Annotated in this window: 12 protein-coding genes; 9 read left to right on the forward strand and 3 right to left on the reverse strand. The window is 71.1% G+C overall.

Annotated features, from left to right (window positions below):
• Nucleotides 1-130: 130 nt before the first annotated feature.
• A complete protein-coding gene (locus NF338_RS12135; RefSeq protein WP_264031019.1) occupies nt 131-1882 on the forward strand; it encodes a DNRLRE domain-containing protein in 1752 nt (583 codons plus the stop codon).
• 29 nt (nt 1883-1911) lie between these two features.
• Nucleotides 1912-7905: a polymorphic toxin-type HINT domain-containing protein gene (locus NF338_RS12140; RefSeq protein ID WP_264031020.1), complete on the forward strand. Its 5994-nt coding sequence runs from the start codon at nt 1912-1914 to the stop codon at nt 7903-7905.
• A 1272-nt stretch (nt 7906-9177) separates the two neighbouring features.
• Here NF338_RS12140 and NF338_RS12145 read toward each other — a convergent pair.
• From NF338_RS12145 to NF338_RS12155, 3 genes are all read right to left on the reverse strand, one after another.
• Nucleotides 9178-10953, reverse strand: coding sequence for an ABC transporter ATP-binding protein (locus NF338_RS12145; protein WP_264031021.1), 1776 nt, complete (start codon nt 10951-10953; stop codon nt 9178-9180).
• Nucleotides 10954-11003: 50 nt separating this feature from the next.
• The gene (locus tag NF338_RS12150) at nt 11004-11957 is read right to left on the reverse strand and encodes a universal stress protein (protein ID WP_264031022.1); all 954 of its coding nucleotides are present in this window, start codon (nt 11955-11957) and stop codon (nt 11004-11006) included.
• 250 nt (nt 11958-12207) lie between these two features.
• Nucleotides 12208-12855: a hypothetical protein gene (locus tag NF338_RS12155; protein WP_264031023.1), complete on the reverse strand. Its 648-nt coding sequence runs from the start codon at nt 12853-12855 to the stop codon at nt 12208-12210.
• Nucleotides 12856-13133: 278 nt separating this feature from the next.
• On the opposite strand from NF338_RS12155, the gene NF338_RS12160 reads away from it, so the two are divergent.
• The 7 genes from NF338_RS12160 (at nt 13134) to NF338_RS12190 (ending at nt 22474) form a co-directional block, all read left to right on the forward strand.
• Nucleotides 13134-15701 (forward strand): ATP-dependent Clp protease ATP-binding subunit, encoded by a 2568-nt coding sequence (locus NF338_RS12160; protein ID WP_264031024.1) that lies wholly within the window; start codon nt 13134-13136, stop codon nt 15699-15701.
• 513 nt (nt 15702-16214) lie between these two features.
• Entirely contained in the window at nt 16215-17357 is a 1143-nt protein-coding gene (locus tag NF338_RS12165; RefSeq protein ID WP_264031025.1) for an ABC transporter substrate-binding protein, read from the forward strand.
• Nucleotides 17354-18217 (forward strand): ABC transporter permease, encoded by an 864-nt coding sequence (locus NF338_RS12170; RefSeq protein WP_412846717.1) that lies wholly within the window; start codon nt 17354-17356, stop codon nt 18215-18217. The genes NF338_RS12165 and NF338_RS12170 overlap by 4 nt, the downstream gene beginning before the upstream one ends.
• The gene (locus tag NF338_RS12175; protein WP_412846719.1) at nt 18193-18996 is read left to right on the forward strand and encodes an ABC transporter ATP-binding protein; all 804 of its coding nucleotides are present in this window, start codon (nt 18193-18195) and stop codon (nt 18994-18996) included. The genes NF338_RS12170 and NF338_RS12175 overlap by 25 nt, the downstream gene beginning before the upstream one ends.
• Entirely contained in the window at nt 18993-20396 is a 1404-nt protein-coding gene (locus NF338_RS12180; RefSeq protein ID WP_264031026.1) for an LLM class flavin-dependent oxidoreductase, read from the forward strand. The genes NF338_RS12175 and NF338_RS12180 overlap by 4 nt, the downstream gene beginning before the upstream one ends.
• A complete protein-coding gene (locus NF338_RS12185) occupies nt 20393-21469 on the forward strand; it encodes an LLM class flavin-dependent oxidoreductase (protein WP_264031027.1) in 1077 nt (358 codons plus the stop codon). Before NF338_RS12180 ends, NF338_RS12185 begins: the two co-directional genes overlap by 4 nt.
• Before the next feature lie 135 nt (nt 21470-21604).
• Complete coding sequence (locus NF338_RS12190) at nt 21605-22474, forward strand: putative protein N(5)-glutamine methyltransferase (RefSeq protein WP_264031028.1); 870 nt, start codon at nt 21605-21607, stop codon at nt 22472-22474.
• Nucleotides 22475-22501 lie beyond the last annotated feature (27 nt).

A 22501-nucleotide genomic window follows, 5' to 3' on the forward strand; every position in this document is an offset into this window, starting at 1 on the left:
TGGCCTACCTTCTGCGCTACCAGATCGTGCTGGATGGTTGCTGAGAGCCGCGCTGGGGCCTGCCCGCAGGGGGTGAGGTTCTGAATGCGCCGCCCGCACCGCTGCGGGCGGCCTGGCCCCGGGATGTCGCATGGCGTTTCTGGTTTCGTTCTCTGGTGTTCCTGGTGCGTGGCGTGCGTCGGTCGCGACGCTCGCGGGTCTGACGGCTGTCGCGGTGGGGTCGGTCGGGCTTCCGGCGGTCGCGCAGCCGCTCGTGGCGGTCGAGGCCCCGGCATCGGACGTTCCCGTGACGGTGCCAGAGCCGGAGCGGACCGATGGTGGCTACTTGTGGGCGCCGGACGCGGTGAGTGCGAAGGCGATCGCGCGGTTGGAGGACGAGCCGGTCGAGGTCGTGGGCGAGCGGACGCCGATGTCGTCGTCGTATGCGTTGCCGACGGGGGCGATGGTGCTGCAGAGCGCGCCGGGTCCGGTGTGGGTTCCCCGGGGTGAGGGGGATGGGACGGCGCTGGAGGACTGGGCGCAGACCGACCTCGCGCTGGTGGAGGGTGAGGACGGGGTGGTGCGCCCGGTGGCGCACTTCGGCGGCCTGGAGGTCAGCGGCGGGGGTGCACCGGGGGCGGACGGTCTGGTCGAGCTCGCTGCGGTGACCGACCCGGAGACGGGGGCGCGGTCGGCGCTGTCGTGGTCGGGGGCGTTGCCTGCGCCGCGGTTGGAGGGTCGGCGTGCGGTCTACGAGGGCGTGGCCGCGGGGACGGACCTGGTGGTGGAGGCGAGCACGTCGGGGTTCCGGCACTACCTGGTGGTTGAGGACGCGGAGGCGGCGGTCGCGGCACAGGACGTGCCGTTGACGTACTCGGTGGACGGGGCGCATCTGGCCCCGACCGGGGATGGTGGCTCGTTGGAGGTGGTGGCCGAGGACGGGTCGGTGGTGGCGCGGACGTCGGAGCCGTTGGCGTGGGACGCGGCGGCGGATGTGGAGCGGGTGGCTCCGGTGACGCAGGAGCTGGTCGAGGACACCACGGCTCGCACCTTTGCTCCGTTGCCGGCCGTGGACGAGCTGATGGGGGAGGTGCAGGCCGCGGCGCCGAAGGCATCGTCGGAGGCGCCCGCCCAAGTGCCGGAGCCGGTGGTGTCGGATCCGCTGGCCGAGGCGGTCCAGCTCACGCCGGAGGCCCAGGCGGTGGACGCCTCGACGGTGTCGGTGACCCTGGCCGGGGTCGAGGAGCTGGTGCAGGATGCTTCGACGACGTACCCGTTGGTGATCGATCCGCCGATGTACTTGGTGAGCGACTACGTCGACTTGTACGTGCAGTCGGGCACGACGCGGGACACGTCCTGGGACGGGGAGATCCGTCTGGGCACGTTCGACGGTGGCGCGACGGTCGCGCGATCGTTCGTGCAGATTCCGACGAACCAGTTGGCGGGCAAGCAGATCGTCAACGCACAGCTCGCGCTGTACAACTTCCACTCGTACTCGTGCCAGGCGCGGAACTGGGAGGTTTGGCACACGGGGGCGGTAGGTGCGGGTACGCGTTGGACGTCGCAGCCGGGGTGGGTGTCGCACCAGATCACCACGAGTGCGACGGCTGGGTACTCCTCGTCGTGCGGTCCGGCGTGGACGTACACGGATCTGACGGGTGCGATCCAGTGGTCGGCCAACCGCGGTGATCCCAACATCACGTTCGGCCTGAAGGCGCAGAACGAGTCTGACTCGTATGGGTGGAAGAGGTTCTACTCGGTCGACTACGGGTCGTACGTGCCGGCGGTCATCGGGACGTACAACTCGCGCCCGAGCGTTCCCACGGCGTTGAAGACCTCGCCTGGGGCTGGCACGGACGGGCGTGGATCAGCAGCCTGCGCCCGGTGCTGTCGGCAACCGTGAGCGACCCGGACGGTGACAAGGTCCATGGGATGTTCGAGGTCGCCAACCAGGCGGGCACGGTCATCCACACGCAGAACGTGCTGTATCTGGCCAGCGGCTCGGTCGCGCAGATCACGCTTCCGGCGGGGAAGGTGGTCGACGGCGGGATCTACAAGTTCCGGGTGAAGACCTCGGACGACAAGATCGAGAGCACCGGCTACTCGAGGTGGCATTGGTTCGGGATCGACGTCTCTGCTCCGGGTGCGCCGGTCGTGTCCTCGATCGACTATCCGGCTGACGACGACTGGCACAAGGACGCGAAGCAGGCTGGGACGTTCACGTTCACGATGGCCGCGCCGGACGCGACCGTGACCGGGTACAAGTGGGGTTTGGACAAGGCCCCGACGACGCTGGTGCCCGCGCCCAGTGGTGCGACAGCAACGGCAAGCATCACCCCGACCACGGTCGGCAAGCACACCGTGCAGGTCCAGACCGTGGACCGTGCCGGGAATGTCTCGGCCCAAGTCTCGAAGTACACGTTCAGTGTGGGCAAGGCGGGTCTGCTCACCCCCGAGGACGGTGCGCGCGTGGTTCGGCGTGCACGAATCGAGCTCGGGACGAACGACACGACGTTGACGCACGTGAAGTACCAGTGGCGGCGCGGCCCGGACTCGACGGTGATCACCGATGTCGAACCTGGTGCGCTGTCGACGTCGACGGGGACGGCGTGGGGTGCAGGGTGGCAGCCCGTCCCGGGTGCAGGGGACTACGTGTCGTGGGACGCGGTCGCCACCCTCGGGGCGGCCGGCGGACCAGCCCAGATCCGGGCAGTGCTCGCCACGAACTCGGCCGGGGCCGACGCCGCGGAGACGCAGTGGATCACTGTGACGATCGACCCGGACGCCTCCGGTGCCGCGTCCACGCAGATCGGTCCCGGACAAGTGAACCTCTTGACGGGGGACCATGCGCTCTCGGTGACCGATGTCGAGGAGTTCGGGATCTCCCTGGTGCGTACGGCATCGTCTCGTGACACCGACTCCGGGTTCCAGCTGCAGGACGACCGACTCTCCACAGTGCAGCAGGAAGGCAGCGGCGTCACCGGCGTCAGCAACGCGACCGCCTCGATCGTTTCGGACACGACGCGCTATCACAGCGGCGGAAGCTCCTTCAAGGTCCTTCCGATCTCCGGAGGCACAGCGTCCTACGCCCACGTCGGCGGTGGAGAAGGCGGGGGCATGCGGCTGGGCCTGCTCAAGGGCCAGACCTACCGCATCAAGGGCTGGGTGTACGTGCCCGCGGCCAGTGGCCTGACCCCGGCCAACCCGTTGGGCTACTCGATCGCGCTCACGACCAAGACCCCCGCGGGCTACTCCGACCCCGTGACCACGGGTCAGCTCACCCCGAAACCGACAAAGACGGACACGTGGCAGGAGGTGAGCGTCGACGTCACCGTCCCGGTCGACGCAACCGAGGCGTTCATCCGCCTGTTCAACGGCAACGCGGCCGGCTCCGGCAAGGCGGTGTTCTTCGACGACCTGTCGATCCGCCAGATCTGGGCGCCGTTCGGCAAGCAATGGGCCACCGGTACCGCGGACGCCGCCGCCGGGACCGCGTACACGAAGATCGCGATGCCGTACGACGACGTCGCCGCGGTGCACCTGACGGGCGGGTCGCAGGTCTGGTTCAGCACCGGTGACCGCACCAAGTGGTTCCCCGAGCCTGGGGCCGAGGACCTCAACCTCGTGCGCACGGGTGCGAACGCGTGGCGCCTGACGGAGATCGACGGGACGATCACCGACTTCGCCCGGACGACGTCGACAGGTGACTTCGCCGTGCAGACGACCGCACCGCCGGTCGCGTCCGGACAAGCCAGGCACGTGTGCTCCGACATGAACGGGGTACAGCGCCTGTACCGGGTGATCGCACCCATCGAGGACGGCGTGGACGGGTGGCCCACGAACACGTCCGCGTGCACGACGACGACCCCCGCGCGGGGGTGTGAGGTCATGGAGCTCGGGTACGCCGGGTCGAGCACCGCGACGTCGACGACCCCGGGCGCTTACGCGGGTCAGGTGGCCCTGGCGTGGGTCTGGGTGTGGGACCAGGCGACATCCACGATGAAGAAGGTCGAGGTCGCCCGCTACCGGTACGACACCACCGGGCGCCTGGTCGAGGTCGAGGACCCACGCATCACCGCCACCGGCGCCCCCGCCCTGGTGACTCGGTACGAGTACGACACCGACGGCCGTCTGGCCAAGGTCACCGCACCCGGTGAGGAGCCCTACACGTTCACCTACGGTGCCGGTGGTGCGTCCAAGACCGGTGCCGGTGACTTCATCGACCCCTCCCTCGGGCGACTGCTCAAGGTCTCGCGCGCCTCGCTCGTCCCGGGCACCAAGGACCAGCTCGGACCCGTCAACACGAGCACCGTCGTGTACGACGTGCCACTGACCCGCGCCAAGGGCGGCCCCTACGACCTGAGCTCAGCATCCTTGGCGACATGGGCGCAGTCCGACGGCCCGACCGACGCCACCGCCGTCTTCGGACCACAAGACGTCCCGTCGGTCACCACAGCCACGGCGACCACGCCCGGGCCGGACGGGTACCAGCCCGCGACCGTGCACTACCTCAACGCCGCCGGCCTGGAGGTCAACACCGCCACCCCCGCGGGGAAGGACGCCCCGGTCGAGGGGTTCATCGACACCGCCGAGTACGACCGCACCGGCAAGACCATCCGCACCCTGGACGCCACCAACCGGCTCCTCGCACTGCGCAAACTGCCGAACGCCGAGCAGATGCTCACCGACTGGGGACTGCAGGAACGCACGTCGATCGACCTCGCCACGCTCTTCGACTCGAGGTCGCTCTACTCCGCAGACGGCCTCGAGGTCGTCTCCGAGACCGGGCCTGCACAGCAGCTCGCGCTCGCGAACGACCCGAACGACATCCGGCTGCTGCGCCCGCACACCGACTACCTCTACGACGAGGGCAAGCCCGACGGCGCCGCCTACCACCTCCTCACGACCGAAACCACGACCGGGCTCGACCCGGACACCGGCGACAAGCTCGACCCCATCACCACCACGACGACGTACTCGCCCGTGGACGGCGCGTCCGCGCTCGGCGTGACCTCGGGGTGGGTGCACATGAACGCCACGTCGATCACCGTCGACGCCGGCCAGCCCACCGCGTTGACCTCGACGGTCGTCTACGACAATCGTGGGCGCGCGATCAAGTCCAGCAAGCCCGGATCCACCGGTACCGACGCCGCAACGACCCGCACGATCTTCTACGCCGCCGGAGCCAACCCGGGCGACGCGTCGTGCGCGAACAAGCCGGAATGGGCGGGCCAGCCGTGCCTCACGCTCGCGGGCGGGCCAGTGAGCGGGCACGACCCCGCACGGATGAGCGCCGACCTGCCGGTCAAGCGCAACGACGCCTACAACCAGTTCGGCTCACCCACGGTCGTGTCCGACTACGTCGGGTCCGGTGCCGGGCAGGTCAAGCGCACCACCACCACGACCTACGACGCCGCAGACCGGGTCACCGCCGTCGAGATCACCGGCAACGGCCCCGCCGCCGGGCTCCCGATCGCCAAGACCACCACCGCGTACGATCCCGCGACCGGCGACGTCACCAAGAACGCATCCGTCGATGCCGCCGGGACCGAGACCGGGGCGGTGACCAAGGAGTACGACCGCCTCGGACGCCTCGTCACCTACACCGACGCCCACGGCGGGTGGACCAAGTCGCTCTACGACCGGTACGGGCAGCCCACCCAGGTCACGGACTCGATCGGCACGACGCGCTCCTACACCTACGACCGGGCGGTCGACCCGCGCGGGTACGTCACGAAGATCTCCGACTCGGTCGCCGGTGACATCACCGCGTCGTGGGGGCCGGACGGGCAGCTGGAGTCCCAGACGCTGCCGGGCGGCGTCACCCTGACCCTCGGGTACGACACCGCTCGCGTCCCGGTCTCCCGGACGTACACCCGCACGGCCGACGAGACGGTGATCGCACAGGACTCGGTGGTGGAGAACCACCACGGACAGTGGATCACCCACACCACCCCCGGCGGCGTGCGGAACTACACCTACGACCGCCTCGGACGCCTCACCCAGGTGAACGACACCTCCGCAGCGACCGAGACGTGCGCGACCCGGACCTACGTCTACGACAACCACACCAACCGCATCGCAAGCACCACAGCCACCGGCGACGCCACCGGTACTTGTCTGGGTACCACCGGCGCCACCACCGCGACGTCGACCTACGACTCGGCGGACCGCCTCGTGACGTCGTCGGGCCCCGGCGGGGGCTCGTGGGCGTACGACGCGTTCGGGCGGATCACCGGGATGCCCACCGCGGACGGCGCGGCGACCGCTGCGACGTCGTACTACCTCAACGACCTCGTCGCGACGCAGGAGGTGCCACAGACGAAGCGCACGCAGTGGGGCCTGGACCCGCTCATGCGGTTCTCCACCCAGGACGACTACGCGTGGGTCGACGGCGCCTGGGCGAACTCGGTCGAGAAGATCACGCACTACGACGGGGACGGTGACGAACCGGCATGGATCGTCGAGGACGCCACCCTGCCCGACAATCTGACCCGGTACGTCGAAGGCATGGACGGCAACCTCGCCATCGAGACCGGCAAGATCGGCGAACGCGTCCTGCAGCTCGTCGACCTGCACGGCGACATCACCGCCACCCTCCCGATCGCCGACGGCGCCTCCGAAGCCTCCTGGGCCGAGGCACGGTTCACGTCGTTCGACGAGTTCGGCAACCCCCAGCCCATGACATCCGGGGAGACGAGCAACGCACCCCCGGCCCGGTACGGGTGGCTCGGTACCGCGCAACGCAACGCCGACACCCCCACCGGCGCCATCCTTATGGGCGTCCGCCTCTACCACCCCGCTACCGGACGTTTCCTGCAGACCGACCAGGTGGCTGGCGGTTCCGCAAGCGCCTACGACTACTGCAACGCCGACCCCGTCAACTGCACCGACCTCGCCGGCACCTTCTCCTGGAAGGGCCTCGTCAAAACCGTCGCCGTGGTCGGCGAGGTCGCCTCCTGGATCCCTGGCCCCGTCGGCGCCGCCGCAGCCGGAGTCTCGGCCGTCGCATATGCCGCGTCCGGCAACAAGGGCAAGGCCCTCGAGATGGGCGTCACCGCCGCAGCCCAACTCGTAGGAGCAGGCGCCGGAGTCCGCGCCGGCTTCGCCGTCGCCTCGGTCGCGGTTAAGGCGGGGAACAAGGTACGTGCGGGGGCGAAGGCGATCCGGTCGTGCAACAGCTTCGCCGCAGGAACACTCGTCCGGCTCGCCGACGGCTCGCTCGCAGCGATCGAGACACTCGACACGGGCGACCTCGTGCTCGCGGGCGATCCATCCTCGGGCGACGTCACCGTCGAGCAGGTGATCTACCCGATCACCGGCACCGGCACCAAGCACCTCGTCGACATCACCATCGAAGGCACAGGCACGCCGATCACAGCGACCGGCAACCACCCCTTCTGGGTCGACGGCAAGGGCTGGACCGACGCCGACAACCTCACTCCCGGCGACCGCCTCGTCGGCGCCACAGGCGGCATCACGGTCGTGCAGACCATGCACGACCGCGGCTGGCTCTCCAGCCAGACCGTCCACAACCTCCACATCAGCGGCCCGCACACCTACTTTGTGACAAAGGGTCCGGGAAATGAGCAGGACCAACTTGTCCACAATGCCGCCTGCTCCATCCTATCCCGGCATGTCCCGCGAAAGCCTGGTGTCTACACAATCCACTACAAGGATGGAAAGAAATACGTCGGGTCCAGCATTAGCAACATGCGCAGCCGCGTCAACGCGCACATTCGTGACTCCAGTTGGCAGACGCGAGATGGATACGGTGCGTCGCAGGTTTCCCACGTGACGTACATTAGAACGCCGCGCCTCACTGCAAGGAGGGTCGAGCAAGTGCTCATTGATAACTATGGTGGCTGGCGAGGGCCAACTCTGATTAATCGAATCAATGCATTCGGAAGGAGCAAAGCGGTATGAACTGGCGAATAAGCGAGCAGGAGCTGTTCGGACACCACTATCGCCTGTTCGTCACTGACGAGGCACTTGACTCCAGTCGGGTGTCGCAAGTTTGGGAGCAGCGAGCTACCGCCATTAAAGTCTCGGGCGGTTCCCTCCGCGGCCGAGGGCCAAATAAGTTAGCATTCTTGGACGACGTCACCGACGTCGTAAATGTCGAGCTCTGGGACGTCGGGAGCGCTGTGCTCTCGAAGCAAACTCTCGAACGACTAGAGGTTCTAAAGATCTTCGGGCGCTCGAAATTGACTGTAGAGCCGGAATTGCTCCCTCGGTTGTGGTTCTTCGCGGGTAGGCAGGCGCATCTGGGTTCGACGAGATTCGCGAAGGGTCTACGTGCCCTGTCGATTGAGTCTTGGCAGCAACAGAGCATTGCAGGCCTGGGAGTGGGTGCTTCGATCGAGCACCTCGCTCTCGATGCCGTCGGTCAGGATGTCTCGTTGGATGGACTGGACGCTCCAAATCTTCGATTTCTTGAGGTTCGGGATGCCGAGGTGAGTTCACTCGCAGGGATCGAGGAATCAGTCGCGCTGGAGACCTTGAGTCTTCAGCCTGGCCGTGACGGGCCTAGTGGACTACGCTCAATTGATCTCCGTACGCTTAGCGGCTTGAGCGGGTTGCGCTGGCTGCGGGTTGGGAGGCAGGGGATCATGCGGAACATGGCGGACGTTGATGCGCTCCCCAGGATCGCGCAGGTACACGGATATCGATCTTTCTTTGATTCGGCGTTTCTTGACGCCCCGTGGGCCGATCCAATTGGCGACTCGCGACACGTGCGGCGGTTACTTGCAGAACGCTAGTGGCACCGCTGAGGCCGTCCGTAGACGACATGCGGTACTTTGGAGTCTGAAGTCCGCCTGACCTACGCGGCTGAACTGGGGTCTTCCTGGGTGAAGGCGCGACTTGGCCTTTGCCGAAGGATGAGGAGATCGGCTGGTCCGCTGGCTGACCATCGGACCGCGAGGTGCATTCAGACGCATGAAGCCTACGGCGATCTGTTTCGGCATCGGCTCCGGTGCATGAATGCCCGCGGAGTTGGAACGTCAGGGCGCTGCCTGAACTCTCCAGTAGGTCGATTTCGACTTGAGGTGCGATTTCTTGTATTTGATACAACTCGCACTAGTTGGGCGCCGATAAGTTGCCTTATGTCGGAATTTGGAGGCTCGGTAGATTGCTCGGCGAGATGCCAACTCCGAGTGCCCGCATCAGCGGGCAGGATTGCGTCAGCGCCGGTGTTCAGGCCGCAGGCGTCGCGTGCATCTGCGCGTACGTACCGCCCGCGGCGACGAGCTCGTCGTGGCTGCCGACCTCGACGACGCGGCCGTGGTCCATGACGACGATGCGGTCGGCGCCGCGGACGGTCGAGAGCCGGTGGGCGACGACGAACGTCGTGCGTCCGCGCATGAGGCGCCCGAGCGCCTCCTGCACGAGCCGTTCGGACGTCGTGTCGAGCGCGGACGTCGCCTCGTCGAGGACGAGCACGCGCGGGTCGCGCACGAGGGCGCGCGCGATGGCGAGGCGCTGGCGCTGCCCGCCGGAGAGGCGCCCGCCGCGCTGGCCGATCACGGCGTCGAGGCCGCCCATCTCGGTGACGAAGTCCCACGCGTTCGCGTCGCGCAGCGCCTGCTCGACGGCGGCGTCGGTGAGGTCGGGGCTGCCGTAGGTGACGTTGTCGCGGACGGACCCCTCGAACAGGATCGACTCCTGCGGGACCACCGCGAGGAACCGGCGGTACGAGCGCAGGTCGACCGTCGCGGTGTCCACGCCGTCCACCAGGACGCGCCCCGACGTCGGCGCGAGGAACCCGATGACCATGTTGAGCACGGTCGACTTGCCCGACCCCGAGGCCCCGACCAGCGCGACGGTCTCGCCGGGCCGTGCCGACAGGGAGAGGTGGTCGACCGCGAGGGCGGGCTCCTCGCCCGGGGCGGGGACGTCGTCGTACGCGAACGTGACGTCCTCGAACGCGACGCGACCCTCGACGTGGTCGAGCACGCGCTTGCCGGCGTTGCGCTCGACGTCGGGCTCGCCCAGCACCTCGCCCATGGACCGCACGGACTCCAGGCCCTTGGTGATGATCGGCGCGAGGCTCAGCAGTCCGGTCACGGACGCGGTGAGGGTGACGAAGTAGCTCGACAGCATGACGACGTCGCCGGGGGACACCGCGAACGTCTGCGTCCACGCGACCCACGCCGCCCCGACGAGGCCCGCGACGGAGAGCACCTGGAACACGATCCACGACAGCGCGCCGAACCGGCCGTTGACGACGTCGAGCCGGATCCCGGCCTCGCGCACGCGGTGCAGCACCGAGCCCATGCGGTCGAGCTCGCGCTCCTCGAGCGCGTGCGCGCGCGTCACGGGGATGAGGTGCGTCATCTCCGCGACGCGCGCCGACATGTTCTCCACCTCCGCCCGGAACGCCGCGTTGCGGGTGGTCATGCGGCGGCGCATCGCGACGACGAGCCAGGCCGCCGCGGGCACCGTGAGCGCGAAGATCACGAGGAACTCCGGGACGCGCACGGCCGTGAGCACGACCGCGCCGACGAGCGTCGTGAGCGCGGCCATGCCGGAGTCGAACGTGGTCCGCGACGCCTCGACGACGTTCTCGACGTCGCGCACGATCTTGGCCTGGAGCACGCCGGCGCTGACGCGGCGGTGGTAGCCGATCGAGAGCTCCTGGAGCCGGCGCGAGAGCGCCATGCGCAGCCCGTTCTCGACCGTGCGCACGGCGGTCGAGAGCCACCGCACATAGAGCGTGTGCAGCGGGAGGTTCTGCGCGACCACGGCAAGCATGATCGCGCCCGTGATCCACAGCTCCCGCAGCGGCCGGTGCTCGACGACGACGTCGATGACCGTCGCGGTGAGCGCCGGGATCACCCACACGGGCGAGTGCTTGACGGCGAACGCGAGCGCCGCGGCGGCGAGCCGCCCGCGCTGGGGCGCGAAGAGCCGGGTGATGGTGCGGACGGGCCGGGAGCCGTCGTAGGTGTCCTCGATCTGCACGTGCCCCATCGTCCACCCGCGCGGCGGGCGGCGTCGAATCGTTTCGAGGGGCGAAATCCTCAGTCGTCGTGCGCGCCCGAGGGGTGGGTCGCGTCCGGGGGCCGCACGACCGTGACCGGGCAGTGCGCGTACTCGACCGCGTGCCGGCTCACGGACCCGAGCAGGAGGCGGTCGAACCCGCCGACGCCGCGGTTGCCGAGCACGAGCCGCTCCGCGTGCGACGACGCCTCGATGATCCCCTTCGCCGCGTGCACGTGCTTCACGCTGCGCACGAGGCGGTCGTCGGGCAGGTCGACGCCCGCGGCCTGGAGCGCGGCGTCGAGCTTCTGGGAGGCGAACTTCTCGTAGTCGTCGATCGGCGGCGTCCACCCCCACGAGTCGGGGAGCGGCGCGAGCGACACGATCTGCCAGCAGAACAGGGCCTCGAGCGTCGCGCCCGTGCGCCGCGCGACGTCCGCGCCGTGCCGCAGCGCCTGGACCGACGTGGACGACCCGTCGACCCCGACCACGACGGGCCGGGCGTGGTCGTGCCGCACGTCGGGCGTGCCGCGCACCACGGTCACGGGGACGGTCGCGTGCTGCACGACGGCGGTCGGCACCGACCCGAGGACCATGCGTCCCAGGCGTCCCCGGCCGCAGCGCCCGACGACGAGCTGGTCCGCGTCGTCGCCGTCGCCCGGGGTGGGCCGCACGTCGTCCTGGACGGGCTGGGCGGTCCCGGGCTGGGCGAGGGCGAGCAGGACCGCCGCGGGGCTGCCGCGCTCGGCGACGGCCGCGGTCGTCACCGCGTCCGGTGCGAGACCCGTGCGCGCGTGCGCGGCGTCCAGCCACTCCTGGACCAGCGCCCGCTTCTCGTCGGCCGCCGCGTCCGGGCCGTCGCCCGGACCCTGCCGCGACTCGAACGCGAGCACGGCCGTGAGCGGGACGCCGCGGTCCGCCGCCTCGCGCAGCGCCCAGTCGAGCGCACCGCCGGACTCCTCCGACCCGTCCACACCGACGATCACGCCGCGCATCTGCGCCACCTCCGCCCGGTCGGCCGACCGCGTGCGCCGTCGGCGTGCTGTCCCGGCGCCGCCGCCCGGCACCGGTGCTGACACGACCCTAGGCCGCGAGGCCGCGCTCCGCCCGGGACGCCGGTCCCGGACCGACGGACGAGGGTCACCGGATGCTCGCCGAACCCGGGGTTGCCGTCCCTGCCGACGCCGGACCCACCCGTGTCCCCGGGTTCGGCAGGCCGGGTGGCCGCAAGACCCGGGTCGGGCGTCAGAACCTCGGCTCGGGCTCGTCCTGGAGGATGTTGCGCAGCGGGCGGGTCACGACGTCCACGCGCGCGAGCAGGTCGGCCGGTCCCGAGACGACGAGCGCCCGGTCCTCCAGCGGGACGTACACCGCCGCGTGCTCCCGCACGGTGACGTGCAGGCACGCCTGGGGCTCGCCGTCGACCACGAACGTGGTGCGCGTGACCGGCGCGACGTCGACCTCCTCGACGATCGCGCGCATCGCCGCGCGGTACTCCTGGTAGGAGTCGAGGAAGTCGTCGTCGCCCGGGTTGTCGGAGTGCAGCGGTGCGGCGAGCGCACCGCTGAGGGCGGTGCGGACGATGTCCTCCGCCTGCTCGTCGTGCGCTGCCAGGACGCGCAGCGTCTCGACGTCCAGCGTCTCGCCCGTGAACGAGACGTAGGAGCGCAGGAACCGCTCCTCCGCCGGGTCGTGGGCGCCGTGACCGGCCCCCGTGAGCGTCTCCTCGTCGAGGTCCAGGCCCCAGGTCAGCGGGTCGTCCACCTCGGCGACGGCGCCGTGGAACCGGGCGACGACCTGCTCCCACGTGGCGGGCGCGCCCGCGGACGGCGCGCCGCGCTCGTCGGCTCCCGGCGCGGCGGGGTCCTCGGGCTGCTGGTCCGGCTGGTGCATCGCTCTCGCCACCCTTCTGGCCGTCCGTGCGGGGCGCACCCCCGAGCCTGCCCGGGGCGCGCGTCGCGGTCAACGCGCCGCGCGCGTGTCGGGCCGGGTGAACCGCGCACGACGGCGTCCGGCGCCCCGCAGGTCACGGCCCGACCCCTCTTTCACGCCCCTGGCGAACAACGGCATACGGAGGGGGTGCGGCTCGTTCGAACCGCATAGAGTCAATGCGGTCAGGCTTGTACCCGTCGTCCGGCGGGCAGGTGTACGCCGCTCACGAGGAGCAGCACATGTTCGAGAGATTCACAGACCGAGCCCGTCGGGTCGTCGTCCTTGCCCAAGAAGAGGCACGGATGCTCAACCACAACTACATCGGCACCGAGCACATCCTCCTCGGCCTCATCCACGAGGGCGAGGGTGTCGCGGCCAAGGCGCTGGAGTCCCTCGGGATCTCCCTCGACGGCGTCCGCACCCAGGTGACCGAGATCATCGGCGAGGGCCAGCAGGCCCCGAGCGGGCACATCCCGTTCACGCCGCGCGCCAAGAAGGTGCTCGAGCTGTCGCTGCGCGAGGCGCTGCAGCTCGGCCACAACTACATCGGCACCGAGCACATCCTGCTCGGCCTCATCCGTGAGGGCGAGGGCGTCGCCGCCCAGGTCCTGACCAAGATGGGCGCCGACCTCAACAAGGTGCGTCAGCAGGTCATCCAGCTCCTGTCCGGCTACCAGGGCAAGGAGCCCGTCGCCGCGGGCGGCCCCGCCGAGGGCCAGCCGTCCGGCTCGGCCGTGCTCGACCAGTTCGGGCGCAACCTCACCCAGGCCGCGCGCGAGGGCAAGCTCGACCCGGTCATCGGGCGCAACCTCGAGATCGAGCGCGTCATGCAGGTGCTCAGCCGCCGCACCAAGAACAACCCGGTGCTGATCGGTGAGCCCGGCGTCGGCAAGACCGCCGTCGTCGAGGGCCTGGCCCAGGACATCGTGCGCGGCGACGTGCCCGAGACGCTCAAGGACAAGCAGCTCTACACGCTCGACCTCGGTGCCCTCGTGGCCGGCTCGCGCTACCGCGGCGACTTCGAGGAGCGCCTCAAGAAGGTGCTCAAGGAGATCCGCACGCGCGGCGACATCATCCTGTTCATCGACGAGATCCACACCCTCGTCGGGGCGGGTGCCGCCGAGGGCGCGATCGACGCCGCGAGCATCCTCAAGCCGATGCTCGCGCGCGGCGAGCTGCAGACGATCGGTGCGACCACGCTCGACGAGTACCGCAAGCACGTCGAGAAGGACCCGGCCCTGGAGCGCCGCTTCCAGCCGATCCAGGTCGCCGAGCCGTCGCTCAACCACGCGATCGAGATCCTCAAGGGCCTGCGCGACCGCTACGAGGCGCACCACCGCGTGTCCATCACGGACGCCGCGCTCGTCTCCGCGGCCACGCTCGCGGACCGGTACATCAACGACCGGTTCCTCCCGGACAAGGCGATCGACCTCATCGACGAGGCGGGCGCGCGCCTGCGCATCCGCCGCATGACCGCCCCGCCGGAGCTCAAGGAGCTCGACGAGGAGATCGCCGAGGCGCGTCGCGAGAAGGAGTCCGCGATCGACGCGCAGGACTTCGAGAAGGCCGCCGGCCTGCGCGACAAGGAGAAGCAGCTCACCGCGAAGCGCGCCGACAAGGAGAAGGCGTGGAAGTCCGGTGACCTGGACACCGTCGCCGAGGTGGACGAGGAGCTGATCGCGGAGGTCCTGGCCATGGCCACGGGCATCCCGGTCTTCAAGCTCACCGAGGAGGAGTCCAGCCGCCTGCTCCACATGGAGGACGAGCTGCACAAGCGCGTCGTCGGCCAGGAGGCCGCGATCAAGGCGCTGTCGCAGGCCATCCGCCGTACGCGTGCGGGCCTCAAGGACCCCAAGCGCCCCGGTGGGTCGTTCATCTTCGCCGGCCCCACGGGCGTCGGGAAGACGGAGCTGGCCAAGGCGCTCGCCGAGTTCCTCTTCGGGGACGAGGACGCGCTCATCCAGCTCGACATGTCGGAGTTCTCCGAGAAGCACACCGTCTCGCGGCTGTTCGGCTCGCCCCCCGGCTACGTCGGGTACGACGAGGGTGGCCAGCTCACCGAGAAGGTGCGGCGCAAGCCGTTCTCGGTCGTCCTGTTCGACGAGGTGGAGAAGGCCCATGCGGACATCTTCAACTCGCTCCTGCAGATCCTCGAGGACGGTCGCCTGACCGACTCGCAGGGCCGCGTCGTGGACTTCAAGAACACCGTCATCATCATGACGACCAACCTCGGCACGCGGGACATCGCCAAGGGCGTCCAGACCGGCTTCAACGCCGGCGGCGACCTGGTCACGTCCTACGAGCGCATGAAGGCGAAGGTCAACGACGAGCTCAAGCAGCACTTCCGGCCTGAGTTCCTCAACCGCGTCGACGACGTGGTGGTCTTCCCGCAGCTCTCGCAGACCGAGATCATCCAGATCGTCGACCTCATGATCGCCCGTCTCGACACCCGCCTGCGGGACAAGGACATGGGCATCGAGCTCACGCAGCCCGCGAAGAACCTCCTCGCGGAGAAGGGCTACGACCCGGTCCTGGGTGCCCGTCCGCTGCGCCGCGCGATCCAGCGCGACATCGAGGACGTGCTGTCCGAGAAGATCCTGTTCGGCGAGCTCAAGGCCGGCGAGATCGTCCTGGTCGACGCCGAGGGCGAGGGCCTGCTCGGGGAGTTCACCTTCCGAGGTGTCTCCAAGGGCGAGCACGACCGCGGCCCGGTGAGCGTGGGCGCGGCCGCCGCGCTCGACGCCCCCACCGGTGTCTCGGTCCGCGACCTGCCCCCGACGGGCGAGCTGCAGGCCGGCGCGGAGTGACGCACTCCTGAAACGCCTGACACACGGGCCCCGATCCTCCACCCGGAGGGTCGGGGCCCGTCGTCGTCCCACCGAGGGAGAGCGGAGGCCGCGCGAGGTAGAACCAGCGGTCGCGCCGTAGAGCTCCGCGAGTACTACGTCGAGACCGCTGGTTCTACCTCGCGGTGGGGGACGCGACGACGTTGCACGGCGTTACGTTCGTCCTCGTCGTGGGACGGGGTGCGGGTGCCCTTCCTGCGGCGTCCGCGCGCTGGCACAGTCGCCCGCATGCAGACGACACCGGGGGGCCTCGTCGCCGTCCCTACCGCCGACGCCGGGCGCGTGCCCGGCCTCGCGTGTCGTCGTGCGCTCGACGCGCAGGCGTGTCGTCGCGCCGCGTGTCGTCCGACCCCGTGCCGCTGAGCACGTCGACGCACTGACCGACGGCCGCCCCGGCCGCCGTCGGGCCCACCACCGCACCTCCCGCGCACGGCTTCCGCATGCCCCCGTGCGCTCTCCCCGAGAGGACTCGCCATGCCCGCACACCCGCTCGTCCGTTCCTCCGCACCGCCCGGCCGCCCGTCGGGTCGTCCGTCCGGCCGACGCCGAGCGACCGCCGTCGTGCTCGGTCTCGTCGCGCTCCTGGCGACGGGTGCGTGCAGCGCCGCGCAGGCGTCCGACGACGGCCCGGCCGCGGCCGGCACGCTCGCCCCGGACGCCGACCTGCCGACCGAGGTGCCCGAGGGCACGGTCCTGCGCATCGGGGACCCGACGACGCAGAAGGCGTTCGAGCTCGCGGGCGACGACCTGGACAGCGCCTTCTCCTTCGAGGTCGAGTGGGCCAACATCTCCGGCGGGCCCGCGACGACGGAGGCGTTCCGCGCGGGGTCGCTCGACGTCGGAGCGGTGGCGGAGATCCCGCCGATCCACGCGACGTGGACGGGCCTGGACGTGCAGATCTACGCGTCGATCTACCGCGAGAACTGGGAGGACGCGCCGATCTACGAGTTCGCGGGCGCGCCGGGCGTCGAGCTCGACTCGCTCGAGGACTTCCGCGGCCACCGCATCGCGTTCAGCCCGGGCCAGGCGCAGGGCGCGATCGTGCTCAAGGCGCTCCAGGAGGCCGGTCTCACGCAGGACGACGTCGAGCTGGTCGAGCTGCCGAGCACGGGCGACGTGTACTCGACGGCGCTCGCCGCGGGTGAGGTCGACATCGCCCCGCTGGGCGGGACGCAGCTCTTCCGCTACCTGGGCACGTACGAGGCCGACGGTGCGACGTCGGTCAAGCACCACCTGCGCGACGACGCCTCGCACCTCTACGGCCCGACGGAGGTCGTGCGGGACCCGGCCAAGGCCGCGGCCCTGCGCGAGTACGTCGCGGCGTGGGCGGCGGCGAAGATCTGGATCGACGAGCACCCGGAGGAGTGGAAGCAGGGGTACTACGTCGAGGACCAGGGGCTGAGCGAGGAGGACGCGCAGTACCTCATCGACCACGCGCCCGTCCCGGACATCCCGTCCGACCTCACCGAGGGCATCGAGCGCACGCAGGCGACGATCGACCTGCTCGCGACCGAGCTCGACCACGAGCCGTTCGACGCCACCGACCTGTTCGACGAGCGCTTCGGCCCCGTCGCGGGCGAGGCCGCCGCGGCGGCACGGGACGGCGGAGCGCAGTGAGTGCGGCAGTCGTCGACCGGGTGGACCTCGCGGCCCCGAGGCTCGACGCCGCACCCGCGACGACCACGGACGTGCGCCCCCGCGGCACGCGCCTGGGGCTCGGCCGGCCGATCCCGCTCGCGGCGCTCGTCGGGGTGACGCTCCTCGTGGGCGTCTGGTCGGTCGGCTCCGCGACGGGGCTCATCGACCCGCGCGTGCTCTCCGCGCCGTGGACGGTCGTCACGACCGGCGCGGAGCTCGTCGCGAACGGCAAGCTCGGCGCGCACCTCGGGGTGTCCCTGACGCGCGCCGCGCTCGGGCTCGCGTTCGGCATCGTCGCGGGCGTCGTGCTCGCGCTCGCCGCCGGGCTGAGCCGGGTCGGTGACGCCGTCCTCGACGGCCCGATCCAGGTCAAGCGCGCGATCCCCAACCTGGCGCTCCTGCCGCTGCTCATCCTGTGGTTCGGGATCGGCGAGGAGATGAAGGTCATCACCATCGCGCTCGGCGTGTTCATCCCCATCTACCTGCACACGCACAACGGCCTGCGGGCGATCGACAGCCGCTACGTCGAACTCGCCGAGACGGTGCAGCTCTCGCGGTGGCAGTTCGTGCGCCGCGTCATCCTGCCCGGCGCGCTGCCCGGGTTCTTCCTCGGGCTGCGGTTCGCGGTGACGGGGTCGATGCTCGCGCTCGTCGTCGTCGAGCAGGTCAACGCGACGGCCGGCATCGGCTACATGATGGAGCTCGCCCGGACGTACGGGCAGACGGAGATCATCCTCGTCGGCCTCGTGGTCTACGGCGTGCTGGGCTACTCCGCGGACCTCGCCGTCCGTCTCCTGCAGAGGAGGGTGCTGTCGTGGCGGCGCACGCTGGAGGACTGACCGTCCAGGAGGACCGCCCGACGGCGGTCGGGGCGGCCGTGCGGGTCCGCTCGCTCGTGCGGTCGTACGGGGAGAAGCGCATCCTCGACGACCTCGACCTCACCGTGGACGACGGCGAGTTCGTCGCGATCCTCGGCCGGTCGGGCTCGGGCAAGAGCACGCTCCTGCGCGCGCTCGCCGCCCTCGACCACGGGGTCGACGGGTCGGGCGAGGTCGTCGTCCCGGACCAGGTGTCCGTCGTCTTCCAGGACTCGCGGCTGCTGCCGTGGGCGCGTGTGCTGGACAACGTGGTGCTCGGCCTCGACGCCGGGGCGCGCGGCCGAGGCGCGGCGCGCGACGCGGGCCGCGCGAGCCTCGCCGAGGTGGGGCTCGCTGGACGCGAGCGCGCGTGGCCGAACGAGCTCTCCGGCGGCGAGCAGCAGCGCGTGTCGCTCGCCCGCTCGCTCGTGCGCTCGCCGCGGCTCCTGCTGGCCGACGAACCCTTCGGCGCGCTCGACGCCCTGACGCGCATCCGCATGCACGCGCTGCTGCGCGACCTGTGCGCCCGGCACCGCCCCGCCGTCCTGCTCGTGACGCACGACGTGGACGAGGCGATCGTCCTCGCGGACCGCGTCGTCGTGCTCGACGAGGGACACATCGCGGCCGAGCGTCGCATCGACCAGAGCTACCGGCCCGGCGAGGCGCGCGACCCCGCCGACCCCCGCTTCTCCCGGCTCCGCACCGAGCTGCTCGACGCGCTCGGCGTGGTCCGGGACGACAGGAAGGACACCGCCGCATGACCCGCTACTCGTCCGCAGGCCACCGCCCCGGCCGCCTGCACCTCAACGCGTTCCTCATGAGCACGGGCCACCACGAGGCGTCGTGGCGGCTGCCGGAGAGCGACCCGTCGTGGACGTCGACGAACATCGCCCACCTGCAGCGTCTCGCGCAGATCGCAGAGGCCGGGAAGCTCGACTCGATCTTCTTCGCGGACGGGCCGGGGCTGCGGTCCGACGTCGGGCGGCGCCCGGCGGGGTCGCTCGACCCGCTCATCGTGCTCACCGCCATCGCGACCGTGACCGAGCGGATCGGTCTCATCGCGACGGCGTCGACGACGTACAACTCGCCGTACAACCTCGCGCGGCGGTTCGCGTCGATCGACCACGTCTCCGGCGGCCGGGCCGGGTGGAACGTCGTGACGACGGCGGGCCCGGACATCGCGCGCAACTTCGGCCTCGACGACCAGCCGGCCCACGCGGTCCGGTACGAGCGCGCGGCGGAGTTCCTCGACGTCGCGTTCCAGCTCTGGGACTCGTGGGAGGACGACGCCGTGCTCGCCGACAAGGCCGCGGGCGTGTGGGCGGACGCGGGCAAGATCCACGCGCCCGGCCACCTCGGCACGCACTTCTCCGTGCACGGCGCCCTCACGACGCCGCGCTCGCCGCAGGCGCGGCCGCTCATCGTGCAGGCCGGGTCGTCGGAGGACGGCAAGGACCTCGCCGCGCGGTACGCCGAGGCGGTGTTCACCGCGCACCAGACGCTCGACGGCGCCCGCGACTTCTACGCCGATCTCAAGGCCCGCGCGGTCGCCGTCGGCCGCGACCCGGCGACGGTGAAGATCCTGCCCGGCATCGTCCCCGTCATCGGGTCGACCGAGGCGGAGGCGCTCGCCCAGGAGCGCGAGCTCGACGAGCTCATCGTCCCGGAGTACGCGCGCGCCCAGCTCGCCAAGACGCTGCGCCTCGCGCCCGAGGACCTGCCGCTCGACCGCGAGCTGCCCGCCGACCTGCCGTCCGAGGACGAGATCGAGGGCGCCAAGAGCCGGTACACGCTCATCGTCGAGCTCGCGCGGCGCGAGCGGCTCACGGTGCGCCAGCTCATCGGACGCCTGGGGGGAGGCCGCGGTCACCGCACGTTCGCGGGGACGCCCGAGCAGGTCGCCGACGCGATCCAGGACTGGTACGACGCCGAGGCCGCCGACGGGTTCAACATCATGCCCGCGGTGCTGCCGTCGGGGCTCGAGCGGTTCGTCGAGCACGTGCTGCCCGTGCTGCGCGAGCGCGGCCTGTTCCGCGAGGAGTACGAGGGCCGGACGCTGCGCGAGCACTACGGGCTCGAGCGCCCGGCCAACCGGTACGCGGGCGACGTCGGCGCGGCGCCCGGCGACCGACCGCGCGTCCTCGAGGGGGCCCTCGCGTGAGCGCCGAGCACCTCTGGTACATCCCGAACCAGGTGCGGCCGGGGCACCGCGGGGACGACACGGTCCAGGACCACAACAGCCTCGACACCCTGACGAGCCACGCGCACGCGCTGGAGCGCCACGGGTTCGCGGGCGCGCTGCTCGGGACGAGCTGGGGGCGTCCCGACACGTTCACGGTCGCGACGGCGCTCGCGGCCCGCACCACGACGTTCGAGCCGCTCGTCGCGATCCGGCCCGGGTTCTGGCGGCCCGCGCACTTCGCGTCCGCCGCCGCGACGCTCGACCACCTCAGCGGCGGCCGGCTGCGCGTCAACATCGTGTCCGGCACCGACGGGCAGGAGGCGTACGGCGACGGCGAGGCCGACCCCGCGCACCGCTACGCCCGCACGCGCGAGTTCCTGCAGATCGTGCGCCGCCTGTGGACGCAGGAGGAGGTCACGTACGCGGGCGAGCACTTCTCCGTGACGCGGTCGTCGCTCGGGCCACGGCCTGTCGTGCGCGAGGGCCGCGCGCACCCGCGGATCTACTTCGGTGGGGCGTCGGAATCGGCGGAGCGGGTGGCCGCGACCGAGGCCGACGTCCAGCTCTTCTGGGGCGAGCCGCTCGACGGGATCGCGGAGCGCATCGATCGGTTGAAGCGCCTGAGCGCCGAGCTGGGGCGTGAGCACGCTCCGCTCGAGTTCGGGCTGCGGATCACGACGTTCGTCCGCGACACCACCGAGGAGGCGTGGGCCGACGCCGAGGCGAAGGTCGCGGAGCTGGCCGCGCGGTCGCAGGAGGGCGAGGCGTGGTCCGCGCGCGACCGGGGTCGGAAGACCGCCGTCGGGCAGCAGCGCCTGCTCGACCTCGCCGCGCGCGGCGAGGTGCTCGACGACAACCTGTGGACGACGCCCGGCCGGTTCGGCGGCGGGGGAGCGGGCACGACGTGGCTCGTCGGCTCGGCGGAGGACGTCGCGAAGTCGCTGCGGCGCTACCAGGACCTCGGCGTCACGCACTTCGTCCTGTCCGACACCCCGTACCTGCGCGAGATCGAGCGCCAGGGCACCCGGCTCCTCCCGCTCCTGCGCGACTGAGCGGCGCCCCGCCCAGATCGACCCGTGCGCCGGAGATCAGCCCCAGGAGGCCGACGCCGCGACGCACGGGTCGATCTTCGTGGGGGGAGGGGAATCTCCGCGCGGACGCAGCCCGGCCCGGAGTACCGTCCGGACGTGGACCAGGACCAGCTCGACGACCTCGCCGCCCGCCTGCGCGCCGTCGGGTGCGTCTTCGCGGAGGACGAGGCCGCGCTCCTCGTCGCGCGGGCCGACGACGACGCGCACCTCGAGGCGCTCGTCGCGCGCCGGGTCGCCGGGGAGCCGCTCGAGCACGTGCTCGGGTACGTCGACTTCCACGGGCTCCGCGTCGCCGTCGACCCCGGGGTGTTCGTGCCGCGGCAGCGCACCGCGCTGCTCGTCGACGAGGCGGTCGCGCTCGGGCGACGTTCCGCGGGTGCGGCCCCCGGGGCCCTTCCCGTTGCGCTGCCCGACGGCGCACCGGACGGCGCCCACCCCCGGCCGCCCGTCGTCGTGGTCGACCTGTGCTGCGGCGCCGGGGCGCTCGGGCTCGCGACGGCGACGGACCTCGGCGCCGTCGCCGACGTCGCGCTGCACGCCACCGACGTGGACCCGGCCGCCGTCGCGTGCGCGGCGCGCAACGTCGCCGCCGTCGGAGGGGCCGCCCACGAGGGCGACCTGTTCGACCCGCTGCCCGCCAGGCTCCGGGGACGCGTGGACCTGCTGCTCGCGAACGTGCCGTACGTGCCGACGGCGGAGATCCCGCTGCTGCCGCGCGAGGCGCGCGACCACGAGGCCCACGTCGCACTCGACGGCGGCGGCGACGGGCTGGACGTGCTGCGTCGCGTCGCGGCCGACGCGCCGGGGTGGCTCGCGCCGGGCGGCCACCTGCTCACCGAGTCCGGTGAGCGGCAGGCCGCGGGCGCCGTCGATGTCCTCGAGCGTGCGGGGCTGCGGGCGCGCGTCGTCCGCGACGAGGAGATCGGCGCGACGATCGTCGTCGGGACGCTCCCCGCCGAGACATGAGAAGTGGCCCCCGGGACGTGCGGTTCA

This window comes from Cellulosimicrobium sp. SH8 (assembly GCF_025818875.1).
GTDB lineage: Bacteria > Actinomycetota > Actinomycetes > Actinomycetales > Cellulomonadaceae > Cellulosimicrobium > Cellulosimicrobium cellulans_D.

Bases quoted from the DNA above. Each gene is read 5' to 3' on its own strand.
- NF338_RS12135 (WP_264031019.1), top strand. From the start codon at position 131: ATGGCGTTTCTGGTTTCGTTCTCTGGTGTTCCTGGTGCGTGGCGTGCG.
- NF338_RS12140 (WP_264031020.1), top strand. From the start codon at position 1,912: ATGTTCGAGGTCGCCAACCAGGCGGGCACGGTCATCCACACGCAGAAC.
- NF338_RS12145 (WP_264031021.1), bottom strand. From the start codon at position 10,953: ATGGGGCACGTGCAGATCGAGGACACCTACGACGGCTCCCGGCCCGTC.
- NF338_RS12150 (WP_264031022.1), bottom strand. From the start codon at position 11,957: ATGCGCGGCGTGATCGTCGGTGTGGACGGGTCGGAGGAGTCCGGCGGT.
- NF338_RS12155 (WP_264031023.1), bottom strand. From the start codon at position 12,855: ATGCACCAGCCGGACCAGCAGCCCGAGGACCCCGCCGCGCCGGGAGCC.
- NF338_RS12160 (WP_264031024.1), top strand. From the start codon at position 13,134: ATGTTCGAGAGATTCACAGACCGAGCCCGTCGGGTCGTCGTCCTTGCC.
- NF338_RS12165 (WP_264031025.1), top strand. From the start codon at position 16,215: ATGCCCGCACACCCGCTCGTCCGTTCCTCCGCACCGCCCGGCCGCCCG.
- NF338_RS12180 (WP_264031026.1), top strand. From the start codon at position 18,993: ATGACCCGCTACTCGTCCGCAGGCCACCGCCCCGGCCGCCTGCACCTC.